At 67.3% G+C, this 16,854-nt stretch carries 15 protein-coding genes; 5 read left to right on the top strand and 10 right to left on the bottom strand.

Annotated features, from left to right (window positions below; translation table 11 throughout):
• Positions 1-75: 75 nt before the first annotated feature.
• From lldD to ACYPYD_RS20055, 9 genes are read right to left on the bottom strand one after another with little or no spacing between them, the layout of a single operon-like run.
• Positions 76-1,206 carry an FMN-dependent L-lactate dehydrogenase LldD gene (lldD, locus tag ACYPYD_RS20095; protein ID WP_459665074.1) on the bottom strand — a complete coding sequence of 377 codons (1,131 nt, stop codon included), beginning with the start codon at positions 1,204-1,206 and terminating at the stop codon, positions 76-78.
• Positions 1,203-2,003, bottom strand: coding sequence for a kinase (locus tag ACYPYD_RS20090; protein WP_459665072.1), 801 nt, complete (start codon positions 2,001-2,003; stop codon positions 1,203-1,205). The genes lldD and ACYPYD_RS20090 overlap by 4 nt, the downstream gene beginning before the upstream one ends.
• The gene (locus ACYPYD_RS20085) at positions 1,987-2,946 is read right to left on the bottom strand and encodes a 2-hydroxyacid dehydrogenase (protein ID WP_459665070.1); all 960 of its coding nucleotides are present in this window, start codon (positions 2,944-2,946) and stop codon (positions 1,987-1,989) included. Before ACYPYD_RS20085 ends, ACYPYD_RS20090 begins: the two co-directional genes overlap by 17 nt.
• On the bottom strand, positions 2,943-4,109 hold the full coding sequence (locus tag ACYPYD_RS20080) for a fumarylacetoacetate hydrolase family protein (protein WP_459665068.1): 1,167 nt from the start codon (positions 4,107-4,109) through the stop codon (positions 2,943-2,945). The genes ACYPYD_RS20085 and ACYPYD_RS20080 overlap by 4 nt, the downstream gene beginning before the upstream one ends.
• Positions 4,110-4,112: 3 nt before the next feature.
• Entirely contained in the window at positions 4,113-4,883 is a 771-nt protein-coding gene (locus ACYPYD_RS20075; protein ID WP_459665066.1) for an enoyl-CoA hydratase/isomerase family protein, read from the bottom strand.
• Entirely contained in the window at positions 4,880-6,001 is a 1,122-nt protein-coding gene (locus ACYPYD_RS20070; protein WP_459665063.1) for an extracellular solute-binding protein, read from the bottom strand. The genes ACYPYD_RS20075 and ACYPYD_RS20070 overlap by 4 nt, the downstream gene beginning before the upstream one ends.
• Entirely contained in the window at positions 5,998-7,188 is a 1,191-nt protein-coding gene (locus ACYPYD_RS20065) for a CaiB/BaiF CoA transferase family protein (protein ID WP_459665061.1), read from the bottom strand. Before ACYPYD_RS20065 ends, ACYPYD_RS20070 begins: the two co-directional genes overlap by 4 nt.
• A 14-nt stretch (positions 7,189-7,202) precedes the next feature.
• Complete coding sequence (locus tag ACYPYD_RS20060) at positions 7,203-7,955, bottom strand: SDR family NAD(P)-dependent oxidoreductase (RefSeq protein WP_459665058.1); 753 nt, start codon at positions 7,953-7,955, stop codon at positions 7,203-7,205.
• Positions 7,952-9,130, bottom strand: a complete 1,179-nt coding sequence (locus ACYPYD_RS20055; RefSeq protein ID WP_459665056.1) for an aldose 1-epimerase family protein — start codon at positions 9,128-9,130, stop codon at positions 7,952-7,954. The genes ACYPYD_RS20060 and ACYPYD_RS20055 overlap by 4 nt, the downstream gene beginning before the upstream one ends.
• A 72-nt stretch (positions 9,131-9,202) precedes the next feature.
• On the opposite strand from ACYPYD_RS20055, the gene ACYPYD_RS20050 reads away from it, so the two are divergent.
• Positions 9,203-9,562, top strand: a complete 360-nt coding sequence (locus ACYPYD_RS20050; RefSeq protein WP_459665054.1) for an L-rhamnose mutarotase — start codon at positions 9,203-9,205, stop codon at positions 9,560-9,562.
• Positions 9,563-9,601: 39 nt separating this feature from the next.
• On the opposite strand, the gene ACYPYD_RS20045 is transcribed toward ACYPYD_RS20050, so the two are convergent.
• Complete coding sequence (locus ACYPYD_RS20045; protein WP_459665052.1) at positions 9,602-10,342, bottom strand: FadR/GntR family transcriptional regulator; 741 nt, start codon at positions 10,340-10,342, stop codon at positions 9,602-9,604.
• 152 nt (positions 10,343-10,494) lie between these two features.
• Here ACYPYD_RS20045 and ACYPYD_RS20040 point away from each other — a divergent pair, with 152 nt between their 5' ends.
• From ACYPYD_RS20040 to ACYPYD_RS20025, 4 genes are all read left to right on the top strand, one after another.
• The gene (locus ACYPYD_RS20040) at positions 10,495-11,649 is read left to right on the top strand and encodes a mandelate racemase/muconate lactonizing enzyme family protein (protein WP_459665050.1); all 1,155 of its coding nucleotides are present in this window, start codon (positions 10,495-10,497) and stop codon (positions 11,647-11,649) included.
• A 53-nt stretch (positions 11,650-11,702) separates the two neighbouring features.
• Positions 11,703-12,905 (top strand): MFS transporter, encoded by a 1,203-nt coding sequence (locus ACYPYD_RS20035; RefSeq protein WP_459665048.1) that lies wholly within the window; start codon positions 11,703-11,705, stop codon positions 12,903-12,905.
• Positions 12,906-12,986: 81 nt separating this feature from the next.
• Positions 12,987-15,728 carry a TonB-dependent receptor gene (locus tag ACYPYD_RS20030; protein WP_459665046.1) on the top strand — a complete coding sequence of 914 codons (2,742 nt, stop codon included), beginning with the start codon at positions 12,987-12,989 and terminating at the stop codon, positions 15,726-15,728.
• 66 nt (positions 15,729-15,794) lie between these two features.
• Positions 15,795-16,854: DUF1593 domain-containing protein (locus ACYPYD_RS20025; RefSeq protein WP_459665044.1), on the top strand; the 1,060-nt coding region annotated here is incomplete at its 3' end.

Genomic DNA, 16,854 nt, shown 5'->3' with positions numbered 1-16,854 from the left:
AGCGCAGCAAAACAATGTAGGGCGGCAATACGACCCTGGATTGTTTTGCTGCGCTCGCAATGACGAGGTGGGGTGTCAGGCCAGCATGTCGCGCCCGATCGCATCCACCGAGGTCACCCCGCTCAGCGCCATGGTCAGCTTCATGCCCTGTGCGATAAGGTCGAGCAACTTCGCCACCCCGGCCTCTCCGCCTGCCGCCAAGGCGTAAATGTACGCCCGGCCCAGCAGCACGCCGTCCGCGCCCAGCGCCAGCATGCGCACAACGTCGAGCCCGGTGCGCACGCCGCCGTCGACCAGCACGGTCAGCTTGTCGCCCACCGCGTCGGCGATGGCGGGTAGGGCTTCGGCGGTGGAGAGGGCGCCGTCGAGCTGACGGCCGCCGTGGTTGGAGACGATCACCCCGTCCGCGCCCAGCCGCACCGCGTCGCGCGCATCCTCGGGGTCGAGCACGCCCTTGACGATCATCTCGCCCTGCCAGAACTCGCGAATCCATTCGAGGTCGGACCAAGTGATCGACGGGTCGAAATTGGCGCCCAGCCAGCCGATGTAGTCGGCAAGGTCGGTCGGCTTGCCGCGATAGTCGGAGACGTTGCCGAGGTCATGCGGGCGGCCGAGCAGCCCCACGTCCCAGGCCCAGCGAGGGTGGGTGACGGCCTGCAGCATCCGCCGCAGCGGGGCGGCCGGGCCGCTCATGCCCGAGTGGGCATCGCGGTAGCGCGCGCCGGGCAGCGGCATGTCGACGGTGAAGACCAGCTTGGTTACGCCCATCGCCTGCGCCCGCTCCAGCGCATGACGCATGAAGCCCCGGTCCTTGAGCACGTAGAGCTGGAACCAGATCGGCGCGCCGCTGGCGGCGATCACGTCGGCCAGCGGGCAGACGCTGACGGTGGAGAGGATGTAGGGCACGTTCGCGGCGCGGGCGGCGCGCGCCACCTGCAACTCGCCGCGCCGCCGCATCATGCCGCCAAGGCCGATCGGCGCGAGCAGCACCGGCATCGCCAGCTTCTCGCCCAGCAGCGTGGTTTCGAGGCTGAGCGCGGACACATCGCGCAGCACGCGCTGGCGCGGGCGCACGGATTTCAGCGCGGTGCGGTTGGCCTCCATCGTCTCTTCCGAGAAGGCCCCGCCGTCGAGGTAGTGGAACAGGAACGGCGGCAGGCGGCGGCGCGCGGCTTCGCGAAAGTCGAGCGGGGAGGAGACGATCATGCGGGTTCCCTCAGGGATCGGTCGGGCGCGAGGTGCAGCACGAGGTCGGCGTGGCCGGGCATCTCGGCAAGGATGTGGCGGGTCAGGCGCTCGTAATGCCGCACGAAACGGTCGAGCTGCGCGGCGTCCATGACGCGGGTTTCGGTGGCGGAGGTACGGGCGCACAACGCGTCTTCCTGCTGGCCGCGCCAGCCGCGCACGACCTCGAAGCCCGGCGCGGCGAGCAGGACGAGGCGGTCGATCCGGGCGAACAGGTCTGCGTAGGGGCCGGACAGCGCGGCATTGACGGCGGTGCGCCAGACCGCCTGCGGGTCTTCCTCGCGTTCGAGGGCGTTGACCGGGACGGCCAGCGCGGCGCTGTCCTGCGGGCGGGCGCCGACGCACCAGCCCTCGAAGATCAGCAGGTCGAGGGCGGCGGGCACGCTCTGGCCTTCGGGGGCAGGCTCGTCGTGCGCCTTGTCGAAGCGGGGGAGGGTTACGGGCGCGTCGTCCCGCATCGCATCGAGCAGGGCGATCCCTTGCGCCACGTCATGCGTGCCGGGCACCCCGCGCGTCGCGAACAGCGGATGCACGTCGCGCGCCAGTTGCGCGCGTGCCGCGCGGCCGAGGTAGAGATCGTCGAGCGAGAGGATCGCCACGCGATGCCCTTGCGCGTCCAGCGCGGCCTTGAGCGCGTCGGCCGCCGTCGATTTGCCCGACCCTTGCGAACCGCACAGGCCGAGGATCAGCGGGCCGTCGCGGCGTTCCTCCAGCCATTCGCGGACGGCGGCCAGGATGCGCTCAGAGGACGGGGTCAAGCAGCGGTTCCCCGGCGAAGAAGCGGTCGAGGTTGTCGGCGACTTTCATGCCCATCGCCGTGCGCGCCTCGATCGTGGCGCTGCCCAGATGGGGCAGCAGCACGACGTTGGGCAGGTCGACCAGCGCGGGATGCACGTTCGGCTCGGCCTCGTAGACGTCGAGCCCGGCGGCGGCGATGCGGCGCGCGGCCAGAGCCTCGGCCAGCGCCGCCTCATCGATCAGGGTGCCGCGCCCGGTGTTCACCAGCACCGCATGGGCGGGCATCCGGGCGAGCAGCGCGGCATCGACCATATGCCGCGTCTCCGGCCCGCCGGGCGCGTGCAGCGAGAGCATGTCGGCCTGCGCCGCAAGCTCGCCGAGGTCCGCGAAGTAGGCTTCGGGCGGCATGTCGGGCGCGGGGCGGCGGCTGTGGTAGGCGATGCGCATGCCAAACGCCTCGGCCCGCTTCGCGGTGGCCCGCGCGATCCGCCCGAAGCCGACGAGGCCGAGCAGCTTGCCCGAAAGCGATTGCCCGACAAGGTGCGTCGGCCGCCAGCCGGTCCATGCCCCGCTGCGCAATTCGCGCTCGCCTTCGCCCGCGCGGCGGCTGGCCATGAGCAGCAGGGTCAGGGCGATGTCGGCGGTGGCCTCGGTCAGCACGTCGGGGGTGTTGGTGACGGCGATGCCCTGCTCGCGCGCGGCGGCAAGATCGATGTGCTCGAAGCCGGCGCCGTAGTTGCCGACGATCGCCGTGCGGCGTCCCTCGACGGTCAGCACCGCGCGCGTCACCTTGTCCGTCACGGTGGGGCATACCGCGTCGTAGTCGCGCATCGCCTGTGCCAGTTCGGCTTCGCTAAGGGGCGTGTCGGTGCCGTTGAGTGCCATTGAGTACCGCGCCTGCAACCGTGCCTCGACGGCTTCGGGCCAGCGGCGGGTAAGCAGGATCCTGGGCCTGTCGCTCACAGCAGTCCGCGCCTCGCAAGATTGCGCATCAGCGCGCCGGGGCCGAAAGTCCAGGGTTCGCAGGCACTTGTGGACGCCACGCGATTGACCAGCGTGCCCAGCTGCGCACAGCCGATCCGCACCACGTCGCCGGGCTTGTGCGTGAACCCGCGCCCCGGCTCGTCACGGTCCTGAGTCGGCGCGAACAGGGTGCCGAGGAACAGCACCAGCCCGTCCGGATAGCGGTGGTGCGCGTTGAGCGCCTGCGCCGCGAGATCCGCCGGAGGGCGGCTGATCTCGCGCATTTCCGAGCGTCCCTGCATGTCGAAGCCGTCTTCTCCGGTTACCGTGAGCGTGAGGCTTAGGGTCTCCACCGATGCGAGGTCAAACCCCCCGTCGAACAGGCGCACGAAAGGCCCCAGCGCAGCGGCGGCGTTGTTGTCCTTAGCCTTGCCGAGCAGCAGTGCGGAGCGCCCCTCGACGTCGCGCAAGTTGACGTCGTTGCCCAGCGTTGCCCCCAGAATTGCGCCGTTCGAGGCGATCACCAGGACGACTTCGGGCTCGGGATTGTTCCAGGTGGAAGCGGGGTGGACGCCGATTTCCGACCCCGCGCCGACGCTGGCCATGGGCTGCGCCTTGGTGAAGATCTCGGCGTCCGGCCCGATGCCGACTTCGAGATACTGGCTCCATGCCCCCGCCGCGATCAACGTCTGCTTGAGTGCCTCGGCCTCGGTGGAGCCGGGGCGCAGGGCGCGCAGGTCGTCGCCGACGAGGTCGCGGACTTGCGCGCGTATACCGGCGGCGGCCTCGGGATTTCCGCGGGCGCGCTCCTCTATCACCCGCTCCAGCATGGAGGTGACGAACGTGACGCCTGCCGCCTTCACGGCCTGCAGGTCGACCGACGCGAGCAGCCAAGGCCGCGCGGGATCGCGCACCGCCGGGTCGGTGTTGGCGAGGATCGCGGCGAGCGGGCCAATGTCCTCGCCTTCGGCGGCGCGCAGGGCGGCTGCGGGATCGAGTGCCTCGCACAAGTCGCGGGCGGTGGGGAAGGCGCGGGTCACGTCGGTCAGGCGCTCGCCATCGACACGGACCAGCGAAGGGCCGCTCACATCGGGGCGCCAGACGCGGCCGAACAGCAGGGCTTCGGGATCGGCGGGAAGGATCGCGGCGGGGGAGAGGTCCATGGCTCAGCGTCTCCGGAACACGGGCGCGCGGCGCTCGGCGAAGGCGGCGCGGCCCTCTGCGGCGTCGGCGGTGGCGAAGCAGATGGCTTGCAGGTCGCGTTCGTACTCGATGGCCTTCTCGTAGGGCATCTGGTGCGCGGCGCGCAAGTTGAGCTTGGCGGTTTCCGCCGCGATCGGGGCGCGGGCGGCGATCTGTGAGGCGATCTCACGGGCGCGGGGGAGCAGCGCGGCGGACTCGGTCACTTCGCTGACGAGGCCCCAGGCGGCGGCCTGCGCGGCGTCGATCATCTCGCCGGTATAGAGCATCAGCGCGGCGTTCGACATGCCGATGGAATGCGACAGGCCCACCGCCATGCCGCCGCCGCCGATCCAGCCCAGCTTGATTTCGGGCGCCGCGAAGCGGGCGTTGGCGGAGGCTAGGCGGATGTCGCAGGCCATTGCCGTCTCCAGCCCGCCGCCCAGCGCATAGCCGTTGATCGCAGCGATCACCGGCTTGCGGCAGGCGCGCAGGGCGTCGCAATAGTCCTGCCGGTTGCGGAAGTCCCAGGGCGTCGCGTAGGCATCGAGCCCCGAGATGTCGGAGCCCGCGCTGAACGCCTTCTCGCCGGCGCCGGTCACGATGACCACGCGCACGTCGTCCGAGGTGTTGCAGGTGGCGACGGCGGCGACCAGCGCCTCGGCCATGTCCGGGGTCATGGCGTTAAGCTTTTCCGGGCGGTCCAGCACGATGGTGGCGACGTGGGCGGCGATGTCGAAGCGCAAGTTGGCGCTCATGTCTCGGTTCCTCGGGTGTGATGGCGGGTATAGGCGGCTTCGATCCCGGCAAGGACCGTGGCGGCGGGTTCTTGGGCAAGGAGACCTTCGCGCAGGCGGGCGGAAGCCTCGGTCTGGAAGGCGATGGCGCCGTCGTGACGCGGGCGCAGGGATGCAGCCTCCAGCGTGGCGCGGGTGCTGGAGTAGAACCCGTTCCACGCGGCATCGACTTGCCTGTCGGCCCAGGCTGCGCGCAGTGCGGGCTGGCCTTCGTGAGCGGGGATGAACGCCGTCTGCGCCTCTTCGCTCATGAGCCAAAGCAGATGCGCGCGCAGTTCGTCGGTCACCGCGCAGCGGCGCGAGATGGCGACGCCGGTGCCGCCTAGGATCGAGCCGATCCCGACAGGTCCGCGTGGCGCATCGGCAAAGGCGACGCCAGTTCTCGCATAGTTCACGTAGCCGTAGACTAGCGGCACCAGCGCGAGGTCTTCCCCGTTCGACAATGCTTTGAGCAGTGCGATGGGGTTCTGTTCGATGCGGGCGCGCGTGGCATCGCCGGTCAGCCGGGCCATGAGTTCATAAGCCTCGCGGCCCGTGTGGGGATCGACAAAGCGTCCCTTCGGCCTGCCTCCCGCGTGCAGCGAGGCGACGATGGACTGGAAGGTCAGCGCCGCATGCGGGCCGGAGAGCGAAAGCGCCACCGGCTCGCGGCGGGCGAGGGCGGTCACATCGTCCCAGGTCTGTGGCGGGGTTCCCACGCGCGTCGGGGCATAGGCCATGACCTGGCTGGCCGCGTCGAGCGGCAAGGCCCAGTGCTGGCCTCCATAGCGATAGCTGACCAATGATGGGCCGATGGCTGCCGGTTCCAGCGCCGCCACGGCATCCGTCCCGATCACCTGATCCATGGGAAGCAGGCAATCGTGCACCACCGCTTCGCCGACGTGGGGATGGTCGAGGACGATGAGGTCGTAGCGCTGCGCAAGGTCGGCGATCGGGTGGGACTCGAAGCCTTCCAGCGGATGGCGATCCCACGCGATCGACAGGCCATGCGTAGGCGCGACGATAGCGGCAGCGGCCTCCAACGCGCGGTAGCCGCGCGGGTGGTCCCAGGTGAGGCCGCGATAGGCGGGCGTGCTCATGCGTGCTGGCGCACTACGCCGGATGCGATGAGCCGGGCGATGTCCTCCGGGCCGAGGCCCGCTTCGCGCAGTATGGCCTCGCTGTGCTCGCCAACCAGCGGTGCGCCACGTGTGATGGCGCTGGGCGTGCGGGAGAAGCGGATGGGGAAGCCGGGCACTTTCACGCGGCCTTCGGTGGGGTGGTCGTACTCGACGAAGGTGCCGTTATGCTTGATCTGCGGGTCGTCGACGAGGTCGGCGTAGCCATAGACCGGGCCGCACCAGATGTCGGCGGCGCGGAACTTGTCCAGCCAGTGGGCCGTGGGCTGGCGGATCAGGTGTTCGCGCAGGCGGGCGAAGATCTCGTCGCGCCGGGTCCAGCCTTCGCGTTCCTCCTCCATGTCGGCAAAGAACGGGTCGTCGAGTTCGCGCGCCAGCGTGTCGAAGCGGGCCATTGCCAGCGTCATGTAGCCGTCCGCCGTCTGGAACACGCCGTAGGGCGAGCGGATGTAGCTGTGAGCGTGAGGCTCTGCCGAGCGGGTCTGCGGTTTGTTGCCGACGGTGAACACCGACAGCTCCTGCATCTGGATGGTGGTGATCGCGTCAAGCATGTTGACCTGAACCAGCTGCCCCTCGCCGGTGCGCTCGCGGTGGAACAGTGCGGCCAGTGCGCCCTCGAAGGCGCTGTAGGCAGCGATCGCATCGACCAGGTACTGTCCGGCGGGCGAGGGCGGCGTGCCTTCGCTTCCGGCCGAGAGCATCGCGCCCGACATGCCCTGCAGCAGCAGGTCCTGCCCCGGCAGCATGCGGTACGGCCCGTCCTCTCCGTAGCCCGACATCGAGACGTAGACGAGGCGCGGGTTGATGGCGGAAAGCGTCGCGTAGTCGATGCCGAGGCGCTCGGCCACGCCCGGGCGGTAGTTCTGGAGGAAGACGTCGGTGTCCTTCACCAGATCGAGCAGCACCGTCTTGCCCTCGGGTGCCTTGAGGTCGATCGCCAGCGAGCGCTTGTTTCGGTTGAGCGAGAGGAACGAGACGTTGATCTTGTTGCCCGTCGCCCCGCCCGCGGAGGCATGGCGCTGCCATTCGCCGCTGGTGGGCTCCACCTTGACCACGTCGGCGCCCATGTCGCCGAGGCGCTGGGCGGCGAAGGGACCGGCCATGGCGATCGAGCAGTCGAGAACGCGGATACCTTTGAGGATTGTCATGTCGATCGTGTCCTTCAGGACATGGTCCAGCCGCCGTTGACGTGCAGCGTCTGTCCGGTGATGAAGCCCGCCTCGTCGGCGGCGAAGAAGGCGATGGCGTGGGCGATGTCGGACGCGGCACCGCGCCGCTTGATCGCCTGGGCGTCCAGCACCATGCGGTTGTAGCCCTCGGGATCGGGGTGGATCGTCTCGGCGTCGGTGGGGAAGGCGCCGGGCGCGATGGCATTGACGGTGACGCCCCATTCGCCGAACTCGCGCGCCCAGGCCCGCGTCAGGCCGACCAGCGCGGCCTTGGAGGCGACGTAGGGAGACAGGTTCGCCCACCCGCCCGAAATGGTGATGCTCGATACGTTGACGATCCGCCCGAAGCCCTTCGCGCGCATCCTGGGCAGCGCCGCCTGAACCGCGACGATCCCGGCGTCGACGTTGATGCGCTGGACCCGCTGGTGCTCCTCGATGGTGTAGTCCTCGAAGGGTTTGGAGGGGTAGATCGCGGCGTTGTTGATGACGACGTCGATGCCGCCGTGCTCCCGCGCCAGAGCGTCCAGGATGGTGTGCAGCGCGGCGAGATCGGACAGATCGGTGCGCGAGACGGTGAGCTGTCCCGGGCCCTTGCCGGCAGCGGCAGCGGCGGCGGAGAGGCGGGCGATCTTCGCATCGTCGTTGTCGAGCGCGATGACATGCGCGCCGCGCTCGATCAGCAGCAGCGTGGTATCGAGCCCGAGCCCGCCCGCCGCGCCGGTGTAAAGGACGGTGCGGCCCTTCATGCGCGGCTTCCGATCACGGGGTAATTGCCGGTGGGCGTGGGATATTCCTCCTGCGGCTGCAGCATGACGCCCTCGATCCGCGCCACGGCGGCGGAGACGGCGGCGCTGTCCGGCAAGACCTGCAGCACCGTGTCGTAGCGGCGCTCCTCGCCGTGTTCGAGCAGGATCAGCTCGCCGCGTTCGCGGGCGAAATCCTTGCCGAGGACGTGGTTGGTCGAAGGCTCGATCCCCACCGCATAGTGGCCCGCGTGGAGGTTCTGCCACTCGAACATGCAGGGGAACTGGTCCTTGCGGGTGGTGACGGAGAAGCCGAAGCCCAGCGCCTCGTTCACCAGCGCGACCTCGACGCGGCCCCCTCCATCAGGGGCCATGTCGTGCTGCCAGACCTGTTCGTGGAAGTTGACGATCGGCGCGGGCAGGGTGCGATAGCCGACGCCCTGCTTCTGATAGTCGTCCGCGTGGGCGGCCCAGAGCACCTCGCGCACCGGGGCGACGTAGCGCGCGCCTTCTGCCACCACCGGATGCCCAACGTTGATGTGGTAGCAGTACATGTGCGGCGTCGTGTAGAAGCCGTGGTTCACCACCCGGTCGGTCATGCGGATTTCGTCGCTGCCGAGGTCCGCCTCGATGCGGCGGATGAGGTGCAGGTCTTCCCCGAAGACGGTGGACTGGCGCACGATGCCCTCGGCCCAGAAGGTGCAGGCATCGCCCTCCCACCGCTCGCCGTAGCCGGTCAGCTGCGCCGGGATCGTGCCGATGCGCCCGTGGAGCGAGGAGGAGACGACTTCGCGCGGGCCGTAGTTATAATGCCCCGCCGGGTCGTCATGCATGAACAGGATGTGGTCGAGGCCGCAGGTGATGTTCAGCCCCGACATCGAGCGGAACCAGCCGAGCCCGCCTTCGCCCTCGTAATCGTGCAGCGCCGGGTTGCGGAAGCCGGACGGCGAGTGCCAGCCTACCGCGCGCCCGGCGTGGTCGCACTCGGCGATGTCCATGGCGCGGTCCACCAGCACGGTGAAGCGCAGGCCCGACCCGGTGCGGAATTCCAGCAGGCGCACCCCGCGCTCGACGCCGTCGCCCAGCGTCATCAACCGGACCCCGGCGAACTGCGACAATGATCCGGTGCGCTCGGCGATGTGTCTTTTCGACCGCTCGGCGCCATACAGCAAGGCCATGCCCGCCCCTCCATATTGTAAGACGTATGATGAATACGTAAGGAGGGGATGGGCGTCAACCGGGAGAGTAGAATGACTGAAATCGTGCGCAGATGCTTCGCGGTGGACCTTGTCGATGAGCCGGAGATGATCGCGCGCTACCGGGAATGGCACGCGCCGGGCGGCGCTCCGGCGGCGGTGACCGAGGCGATTCGCGCCGATGGTGTGCGCGATCTCCAGATATGGCTGGTGGGAGACCGCATGTTCATGATGATGGAGCAGGACGCTAGGCTGGCCGCCGATCCGCAAGGCAAGGCGGCGCGCGATGCGGCCAACCCGCAGGTGCAGGCGTGGGACGCGCTGATGCGCACGTTCCAGCGCCCGCTACCCTTCGCGCCGGATACGACGTGGGTAGAGATGGAACGGATTTATGCGCTGTCGGAGCAGGGGTAGGAGATACGCCCGTCGTCCCGGATAAAGTCCGGGATGGCGTCACTGCGCCCCGGTCGCCCTGCGCCGGGCCCACGACGACTCGATATGGTCGCGCATTGCCTTGGCCGCGGCTTCGGCATCGCCGTCGACGATCGCCTGGTAGACCTTGCGATGCGCGGCGTGAGTTGCGCGTACGTGCTCGACGTTGAGCGTCCCCGAATAGCCATGAGTGTTGAGCGCGCGCGACTGGATGCTGTCGATGATCGCCTTGCTCAGCCGTGCGCCCGACATGCGCATGATGACGTCGTGGAAGTTCACGTCCTCATGCACATAGGCGGCCGGCATCTCGACCAGCGCCTCCAGCTTGTCGATCTGGGTCTTCAGTTCCGCGCGGGTTTCCGGCGTCGCGCGCCGGGCGGCCTTGGCGGCCATCGAGGCCTCCAGCGAGGAGCGGATTTCCAGCAGGTTGTCGAGATAGGCCAGCCCGTCCTCGCGCCGGAACAGCGCCGCCAGGATCATCGGGTCGAGGAGGTTCCAATCGCCCTGTTCGCGCACGATGGTACCGCGCCCCTGCAGCGAGACGACAAGACCCTTTTCGGTTAGCGCGGTGGTCGCCTCGCGCACGACGGTGCGGCTGACGCCGAAGTGGTCGCACAACATGTTCTCGGGAGGAAGTGCGCTGCCGGCCGGATAGACTTCGGTGACGATGGCGTTCACCAGTTCCTCCACGACCGCTTCGGCCAGGCGCGGACGCCGCCGTGTCTTAGCGGGCGCTCCGAGGCCGACTACCTTGTCCTGCATGCTTTTTGACGCCTTGTGAAATCATGGTGACGCGCATCGTTCGCGCCTGATTCACGCTGAACCGACTTGACGGAGCACGTCAAGGCTTGTCAAACGACATAGATCATACATAATATGAATTACAAACAGGGCTTGAGGCAGAGGAAACCCGGATGAAGATCACAGGCTACCGCAGCCTTACCGCATTCCATGACTGGCGCCGCCCGGTGGGTGACGTCAACGGGATCGTCGAATCGGGCATTACCGAAGTGCCGGTGTTGCTGCTGGAGACGGACGGCGGCTTGACAGGGATCGGCCTGGGCTCGCACCGCGAGATCGACCGGTTGTTCCCCGCCATCGAGGGCGCGGACCCGCGCGGCGTTGCGACGCTTTATGATGCGATGCTCTCGCATGTGTTCAAGAGCGGCCATGCCGGGGCAACCTTCGGCACGATCGCGGCGATCGACATGGCGCTGTGGGATCTGAAAGCGAAGATGGCCGAGGAGCCGCTGTGGCGCACGCTGGGGGCGGGTGACCGGTTCGTGCCGGGCTATGCCTCGGGCCTGTGCTACGGTCTCGACGATACCGCCTTCGCTGCGCACTACGGACAGTGGGCGGAGCGTGGCTTTACCGCCGCCAAGATCAAGGGCGGGCGCGATCTCGACCGCGACATCGCGCGGCTGGAAACGGCGCGCGAGATTCTCTCGCGCAATACCAGCCGGCCCGCGCTGATGCTCGACGTCAACGAGGCGTGGAACACCAAGCAGGCGATCCGCCACCTTGCCGAGATCGAGAAGCGCGTGGACCTGACCTGGATCGAGGAACCTGTCCGTCGTTGGGATGCGGCTGGCCATGCGCGGATCGCCCGCGCCGCAAAGACGGCGGTGGCGACCGGCGAGAACCTGACCGGGCTGGAGCAGTACGCGCCGTTGTTCGATGCGGGCGCGGTCGATATCGTGCAGGCGGGTAGCGTCTGGGGGATCACCCATTTCCTGCGCGTGGCCATGGCCGCGCATTCGCGCGGGCTGCCCGTCTCGCCGGTGGCCTATAACGCCAACCCGGTGGCGCACGCGGCAGCGGCGGTGCCGAACATGATCGGGATCGAGGTGCAGGACTTCGCCTTTCCCGCCGGGTTCGACGTGGACCAGCAGATCGCCGAGGGCGGCATCGTGCTGGGCGACCGTCCGGGTCTTGGCATAGAGATCGACGAGGCCGCGGTCGCCAGTGCAGTCGCCGCCATCGGCTGGGGCGAGCGCGGCGGGCCGCATCGCCGCCCGGCGGACGCGGGGCTGCGGCTGGTGCCGGAAATGCGGCGGGCTGCAGAGTGATGCACGGCGACGTTTCCGATCCTGCCTGGGTTGAGGGTCGCGCGCGCTGGCGCTTGCAACTCTCTCTGATGGTCAACTTCTTCCTGCTGATGGCGCTCTACAGCGGCGTTCTGGGGGTCTTGCTGCCCAACCAGATTGCCGAGCTTTCGCCGGGCTCGAAGGAGAACAACCTGGCGCTGCTCTTTGCGATCACTTCCATCTTCTCGACTCTGGCAACGCCCATCGCGGGAGCCCTGTCGGACCGTACGCGCAGCCGCTGGGGGCGGCGGTCGCCGTGGATCGCGATCGGTTCGCTGGTCGGATCGGCGTGCCTGTTCGGGGTGTCGTGGACGACCGGGTTCTGGTCGCTGATGGTCCTGTGGGTCATGGCGGCGGTTGCCTACAATTCGATGCAGCCTGCGATGACGACGCTAATCGCCGACCGCTTCGCACCCGAGACGCGCGGCGGTGTCTCCGGCATCGTCGGCGCGGGGATGACCGCCGGGCTGACTGCGGGCACTGTCGTCGCGGGCTACCTCGCGTCGGAGCGGATGCTGGCCTATGGCCTGTTTGCGGGCGCCATCGCCGCCTCGTGCGTGGCATTCGTGGCGCTCAACCGGGAGCCGCCCAGCGACACCCAGCCGCACCGTCCGGTGCACTGGGGCGCGTTCCTTAAGAGCTTCTGGATCAGTCCGCGGGAACATCCCGACTTCGCCTGGGCCTTCGCCAGCCGCTTCACGATCTACATGGGCTATCAGGCCGTCGCCGCATATCTGCTCTACATCCTGCGCGATTACATCGGGCTGGCAGATAGCGCCTCCAACCTCGCGATCGCCAATATGGCGATGGTGACGCTGGTGTGCCTGGTGGTGTCCTCGCTCGTATCGGGCTGGCTTTCGGACCGCTGGCAGCGGCGCAAGCCCTTCGTCATCGGCGGCAGCCTTATCATGGGCGCGGCGATGGTGGCCCCGCTGGTCGCGCCCTCGATGGCGGGGATGTGGGTATACGCGGCCGTCATCGGCGTGGGCTACGGCATGTTCATGTCGATCGACATGGCCCTGATGACGCAAGTGTTGCCCAAGGCGGCGCTGGGTGATGAGGGCAAGGACCTCGGCGTGCTCACCACTGCCGTCAACATACCCCAGATCATCAGCCCGGTCATGGCGGCAGCGCTGCTCGGCGTGTTCGGCGGAGACTACCGCGCGATCTTTATCGCCGCCGTCGTCTTCGTGTTTGCCTCGGCGCTCTGCGTACTGCCGATCCGCTCGGTGCGATAATTCATAATACGTATGATGTAGTTTGACACATGATCTTTGGCAGGTCATAACGCCTGCAAAGAATTTCGAGGGAGAGTCGAAATGTCCAAGGAGGGAAGGCTTCGCAGCGCGGCCACGACGGCGCTGCTTTTTTCAGCTGCGTCGGTGCTAGCGCTGGCAACCAGCGCGCAGGCTCAAGAAGCTGCCGCTGATACCGGGGCGTCGGAAGCCGTGAATGCGGAGAACGTCATCATCGTCGCGGGCATCCGCGCCAGCCAGAAGGCCTCTATCGACATCAAGCGCGATTCCATCGCGGTGGTGGATTCGATCGTCGCCGAGGACCTGGGCAAGCTGCCGGACCAGAACGTCGCGGAGTCGCTCCAGCGCATCGCCGGCGTCACCATCGAGCGCAACCGGGGCGAGGGACGCTATATCACCGTTCGCGGCTTCGGGCCGAAGTTCAACGCGGTGACCGTCAACGGCCGCACGCTGGCGACCGACAACAACGGCCGCGAATTCTCGTTCGACGTCATGCCGTCCGAGATCATCGCCGGGGCCGACGTCTACAAGTCACCGCAGGCCAACATCAACGGTGCCTCGATCGGCGCGACGGTAGACGTCAAGACCCTGCGCGCGATCGACCAGAAGGACGAGTTTTCCTTTGCCGGATCGGCCGGACAGATGTGGGCGGAACTGGCCGACAAGTTCAACCCGGAAATCTCGGGCGTGGCCTCCTGGCGCAATGCGGAGAAGACGCTCGGCATCTCGCTCTCGGCGGTCTACACCGAGCGCCAGACCCGCAACGACGAATTCACCATCGGCGCGGGTCACGTCTATCGTTCCAACACCGACTCCTACTACAATGCAGGCGGGGTTCCCGGCGCGCGCATCGGGCCGGACGTGGCTCCGTTTACGCGGGTCTCGATGCCTTCCAACCTGTCGCCGTTCTTCTTTGAGCGCAACCTGAAGCGCTACGGTTTTTCCGGTTCGCTGCAGTTCCGCCCGACCGAGACGCTGACCGTCTCGCTCGACGGGCTCTATTCGAAGGCGGACTTCCGCGAGCAGCAGACCGGTCTCGCCTACGACTTCTCCGGCGGTACGTTGGTGGAGCAGGTGGTCGAAGGCCAGGAGGCGGTCTATCAGCGCTATCAGGGCGGCTTCGTCGACCAGATCCTGCAGTACGACCACCGCAAGGTCATGACCAACCAGTTCGGCGCCAACGTCGAATGGAAGCCGACCGAGACGCTCAAGATGCGCTTCGACGCCTCTCGCTCGAAAGCGGAACGGCGCGGCAAGGAGGACAACCTCTTCACCACGATCCGGCGCAAGAACACCGACCTCTGGTTCGATCGCCGGTCCGGCAGTCCGATCTACGAATATGGCTTCTCGAACCCGAACTACTCCAATGCCGCCACCAGCCCCGACGGCATCACCGCGCACTATTACATCTGGGGCGGCGGCACCGATGTCGACGACAAGATCGAGGAATATCGCTTCGACAACGAATGGGAGGCGACGTCCAACCTGACGCTTTTCGCCGGCGGCATGTACTCGCGGCGCACCAAGACGCTGACCGGGGACGAAATGCCCTTCGGCGAACAGTGCGCCTACTGCGGCTCTAACCGCGTGCTTCCAGGCTATCTGTTCCAGCCCACCAATCGCAACTTCTTCCAGGGCGCTGGGCCTTCGAACATCATCCGCGACTGGGTGATCTACAGTCCGCAGCAGCTGGTGAACGTGATCGACCAATTCGCGACGGAGGATGGCAAGGCGTTCAACCCGGCGGTCTTCTCGCCTTCCGCATCGTCGGTGGTCGATGAGAAAGTGAAGATCGGCTACGTCATGGCCAACTTCCGCACCTCGCTGGGCTCGATGCCGCTGACGATCAACGCGGGTCTTCGCTATGAGGGAACGACCTATACCTCGACCGGCGCATCGCGCACGGTCGTCAGCGCGCAGCCGAACGGCCAGGGGCAGAACATCATAGTCGTCTCGCCGGTCGTGCCGGTCGGTTTCCGGGGCAAGTACAACGACTGGCTGCCATCGGTTAACATCAAGCTGGAGGTGACCAACGACCTCATCCTGCGCCTCGCCGCCTCGAAGGTGATGACGCGCCCGACGCTGACGGACCTGTCGCCGCGCCAGTCGATCCAGACCAACCCCGGCAACGAGACGATCAGCCGCGGCAATCCCGACCTGCAGCCGTTCCGCGCCAAGCAGATCGAGGCGGGCGTGGAGTGGTACTTCAACGCGAGTTCGCTGCTGTCGGCGGCCGCGTTCTACAAAAAGATCGACTCCTTCGTGACCCTGGTGACGACGCCGCAGCTGGTCGATCAGGTGACTTTCCAGGTCACGGTGCCCGACAACGGCAAGGGTGCGACCGTGAAGGGCTTCGAGCTTGGCTATCGTCAGGCCTTCACCGGCCTTCCCGCACCGTTCGACGGTCTGGGTGTGCAGACCAGCTTCAACTACACCAAGTCGAACGCCAACTACACAAATCAGGTGGCGGGTGTATCCTACGGGCTGGAGGGCTTGTCGAAGACCTCCTACAGCCTCGTCGGGTTCTACGAGAAGTACGGCCTGCAGGCGCGCGTGGCCTATACCTGGCGCGACAACTTCCTGCAGGTGGCGTCAGGGCGCAACGGCGAGCCGGAATACTTCGCCGCCTATGGCCAGCTCGATGCCGGGCTGTCCTATGAAGTGACGCCGCAGTTCACGATCTTCGCGGACGCGCTCAACCTCAACGACGCGAAGGAGTTCATCTACTCCGTCAGCGAGGACCGCACCAAGGAGTATCGCAAGACCGGTCGCCGCTTCTCCGGCGGCGTCCGCGTCCGCTTCTGACAATCGATGGAAGGGACCGGGTCGCGATACCCGGCCCCTTTTCGGCATTCGGGATAAAATATGGTGATGAAGCGTCTTGCTGCGGTCCTGCTGGCAGCCGCAGCGCTCGGGTTGCCGGGGCTGGCAGAAGCCGCTCCGGTGTCCCGCGTCGCGGAAGCCGGCAAGCCGCGCGTGATCGTCCTGACGGACATCGGCTCGGACCCGGACGACATGGAATCGATGGTGCGGTTCCTGCTGTACACCAACGAGTTCGAGGTCGAGGCGTTGGTGCCATCGACCTCGCGGCATCTGCAGGACTCCGTCCATCCCGAGCAGATACTCAAGCGCATCGACGCCTACGAACAGGTGCTGCCCAACTTGCGCGCCCATGCGCAAGGCTGGCCTACTGCCGCGCAATTGCGCGCGCGCGTAAAGCCGGGGCGGCCCGAATACGGGATGCTCGGCGTCGGCGCGGGGAAGGACACCGAGGGATCGCGCGCCATCGTCGCCGCGCTCGACAAGGCGGACCCACGCCCGGTGTGGATCTGCGTCTGGGGCGGGGCGGTCGATCTGGCGCAGGCGCTGTGGTCGCTGCGCGAGACACGCCCGGCAGAGGACGTGGCGCGCCTTGCGGCGAAGCTGCGCGTCTACTCGATCTCCGATCAGGACAACGCGGGGCCATGGGTCCGGCGGCAGTTCCCAGACGTGTTCTGGATCGTCAGCCTCACGGCCCACCGGCACTACAACCTGTCGACCTGGGGTGGGATTTCTGGCGATCGGATGTACTATTTCGACGGACCAGACTTCACCACCGTCTCGAAGGAGTGGCTGCGCGAGAATGTGCAGATCGGCCCTCTCGGCTCGCTATATCCGAACTACGAGTTCATCATGGAGGGGGACACGCCCAGCTTCCTCTACCTGGTTCCCAACGGCCTCGGCGATCCCGAGCATCCCGACTACGGGAGCTGGGGCGGGCGTTACGGCAAGGTGTCCGAATGGGACGGCATCTGGACCGACACGAGCGACCTCGTCACCGGGGTCGATGGCAAGGTCCGCCAGAACAACAAGGCGACGATCTGGCGCTGGCGCGAGGCATTCCAGCACGATTTCGCCGCGCGCATCCAGTGGACGCTGCAAAATGCCTTCA

The sequence above is a fragment of the Novosphingobium sp. 11B genome (assembly GCF_054589055.1).
This window is presented reverse-complemented; position numbering and strand designations above follow the sequence as displayed.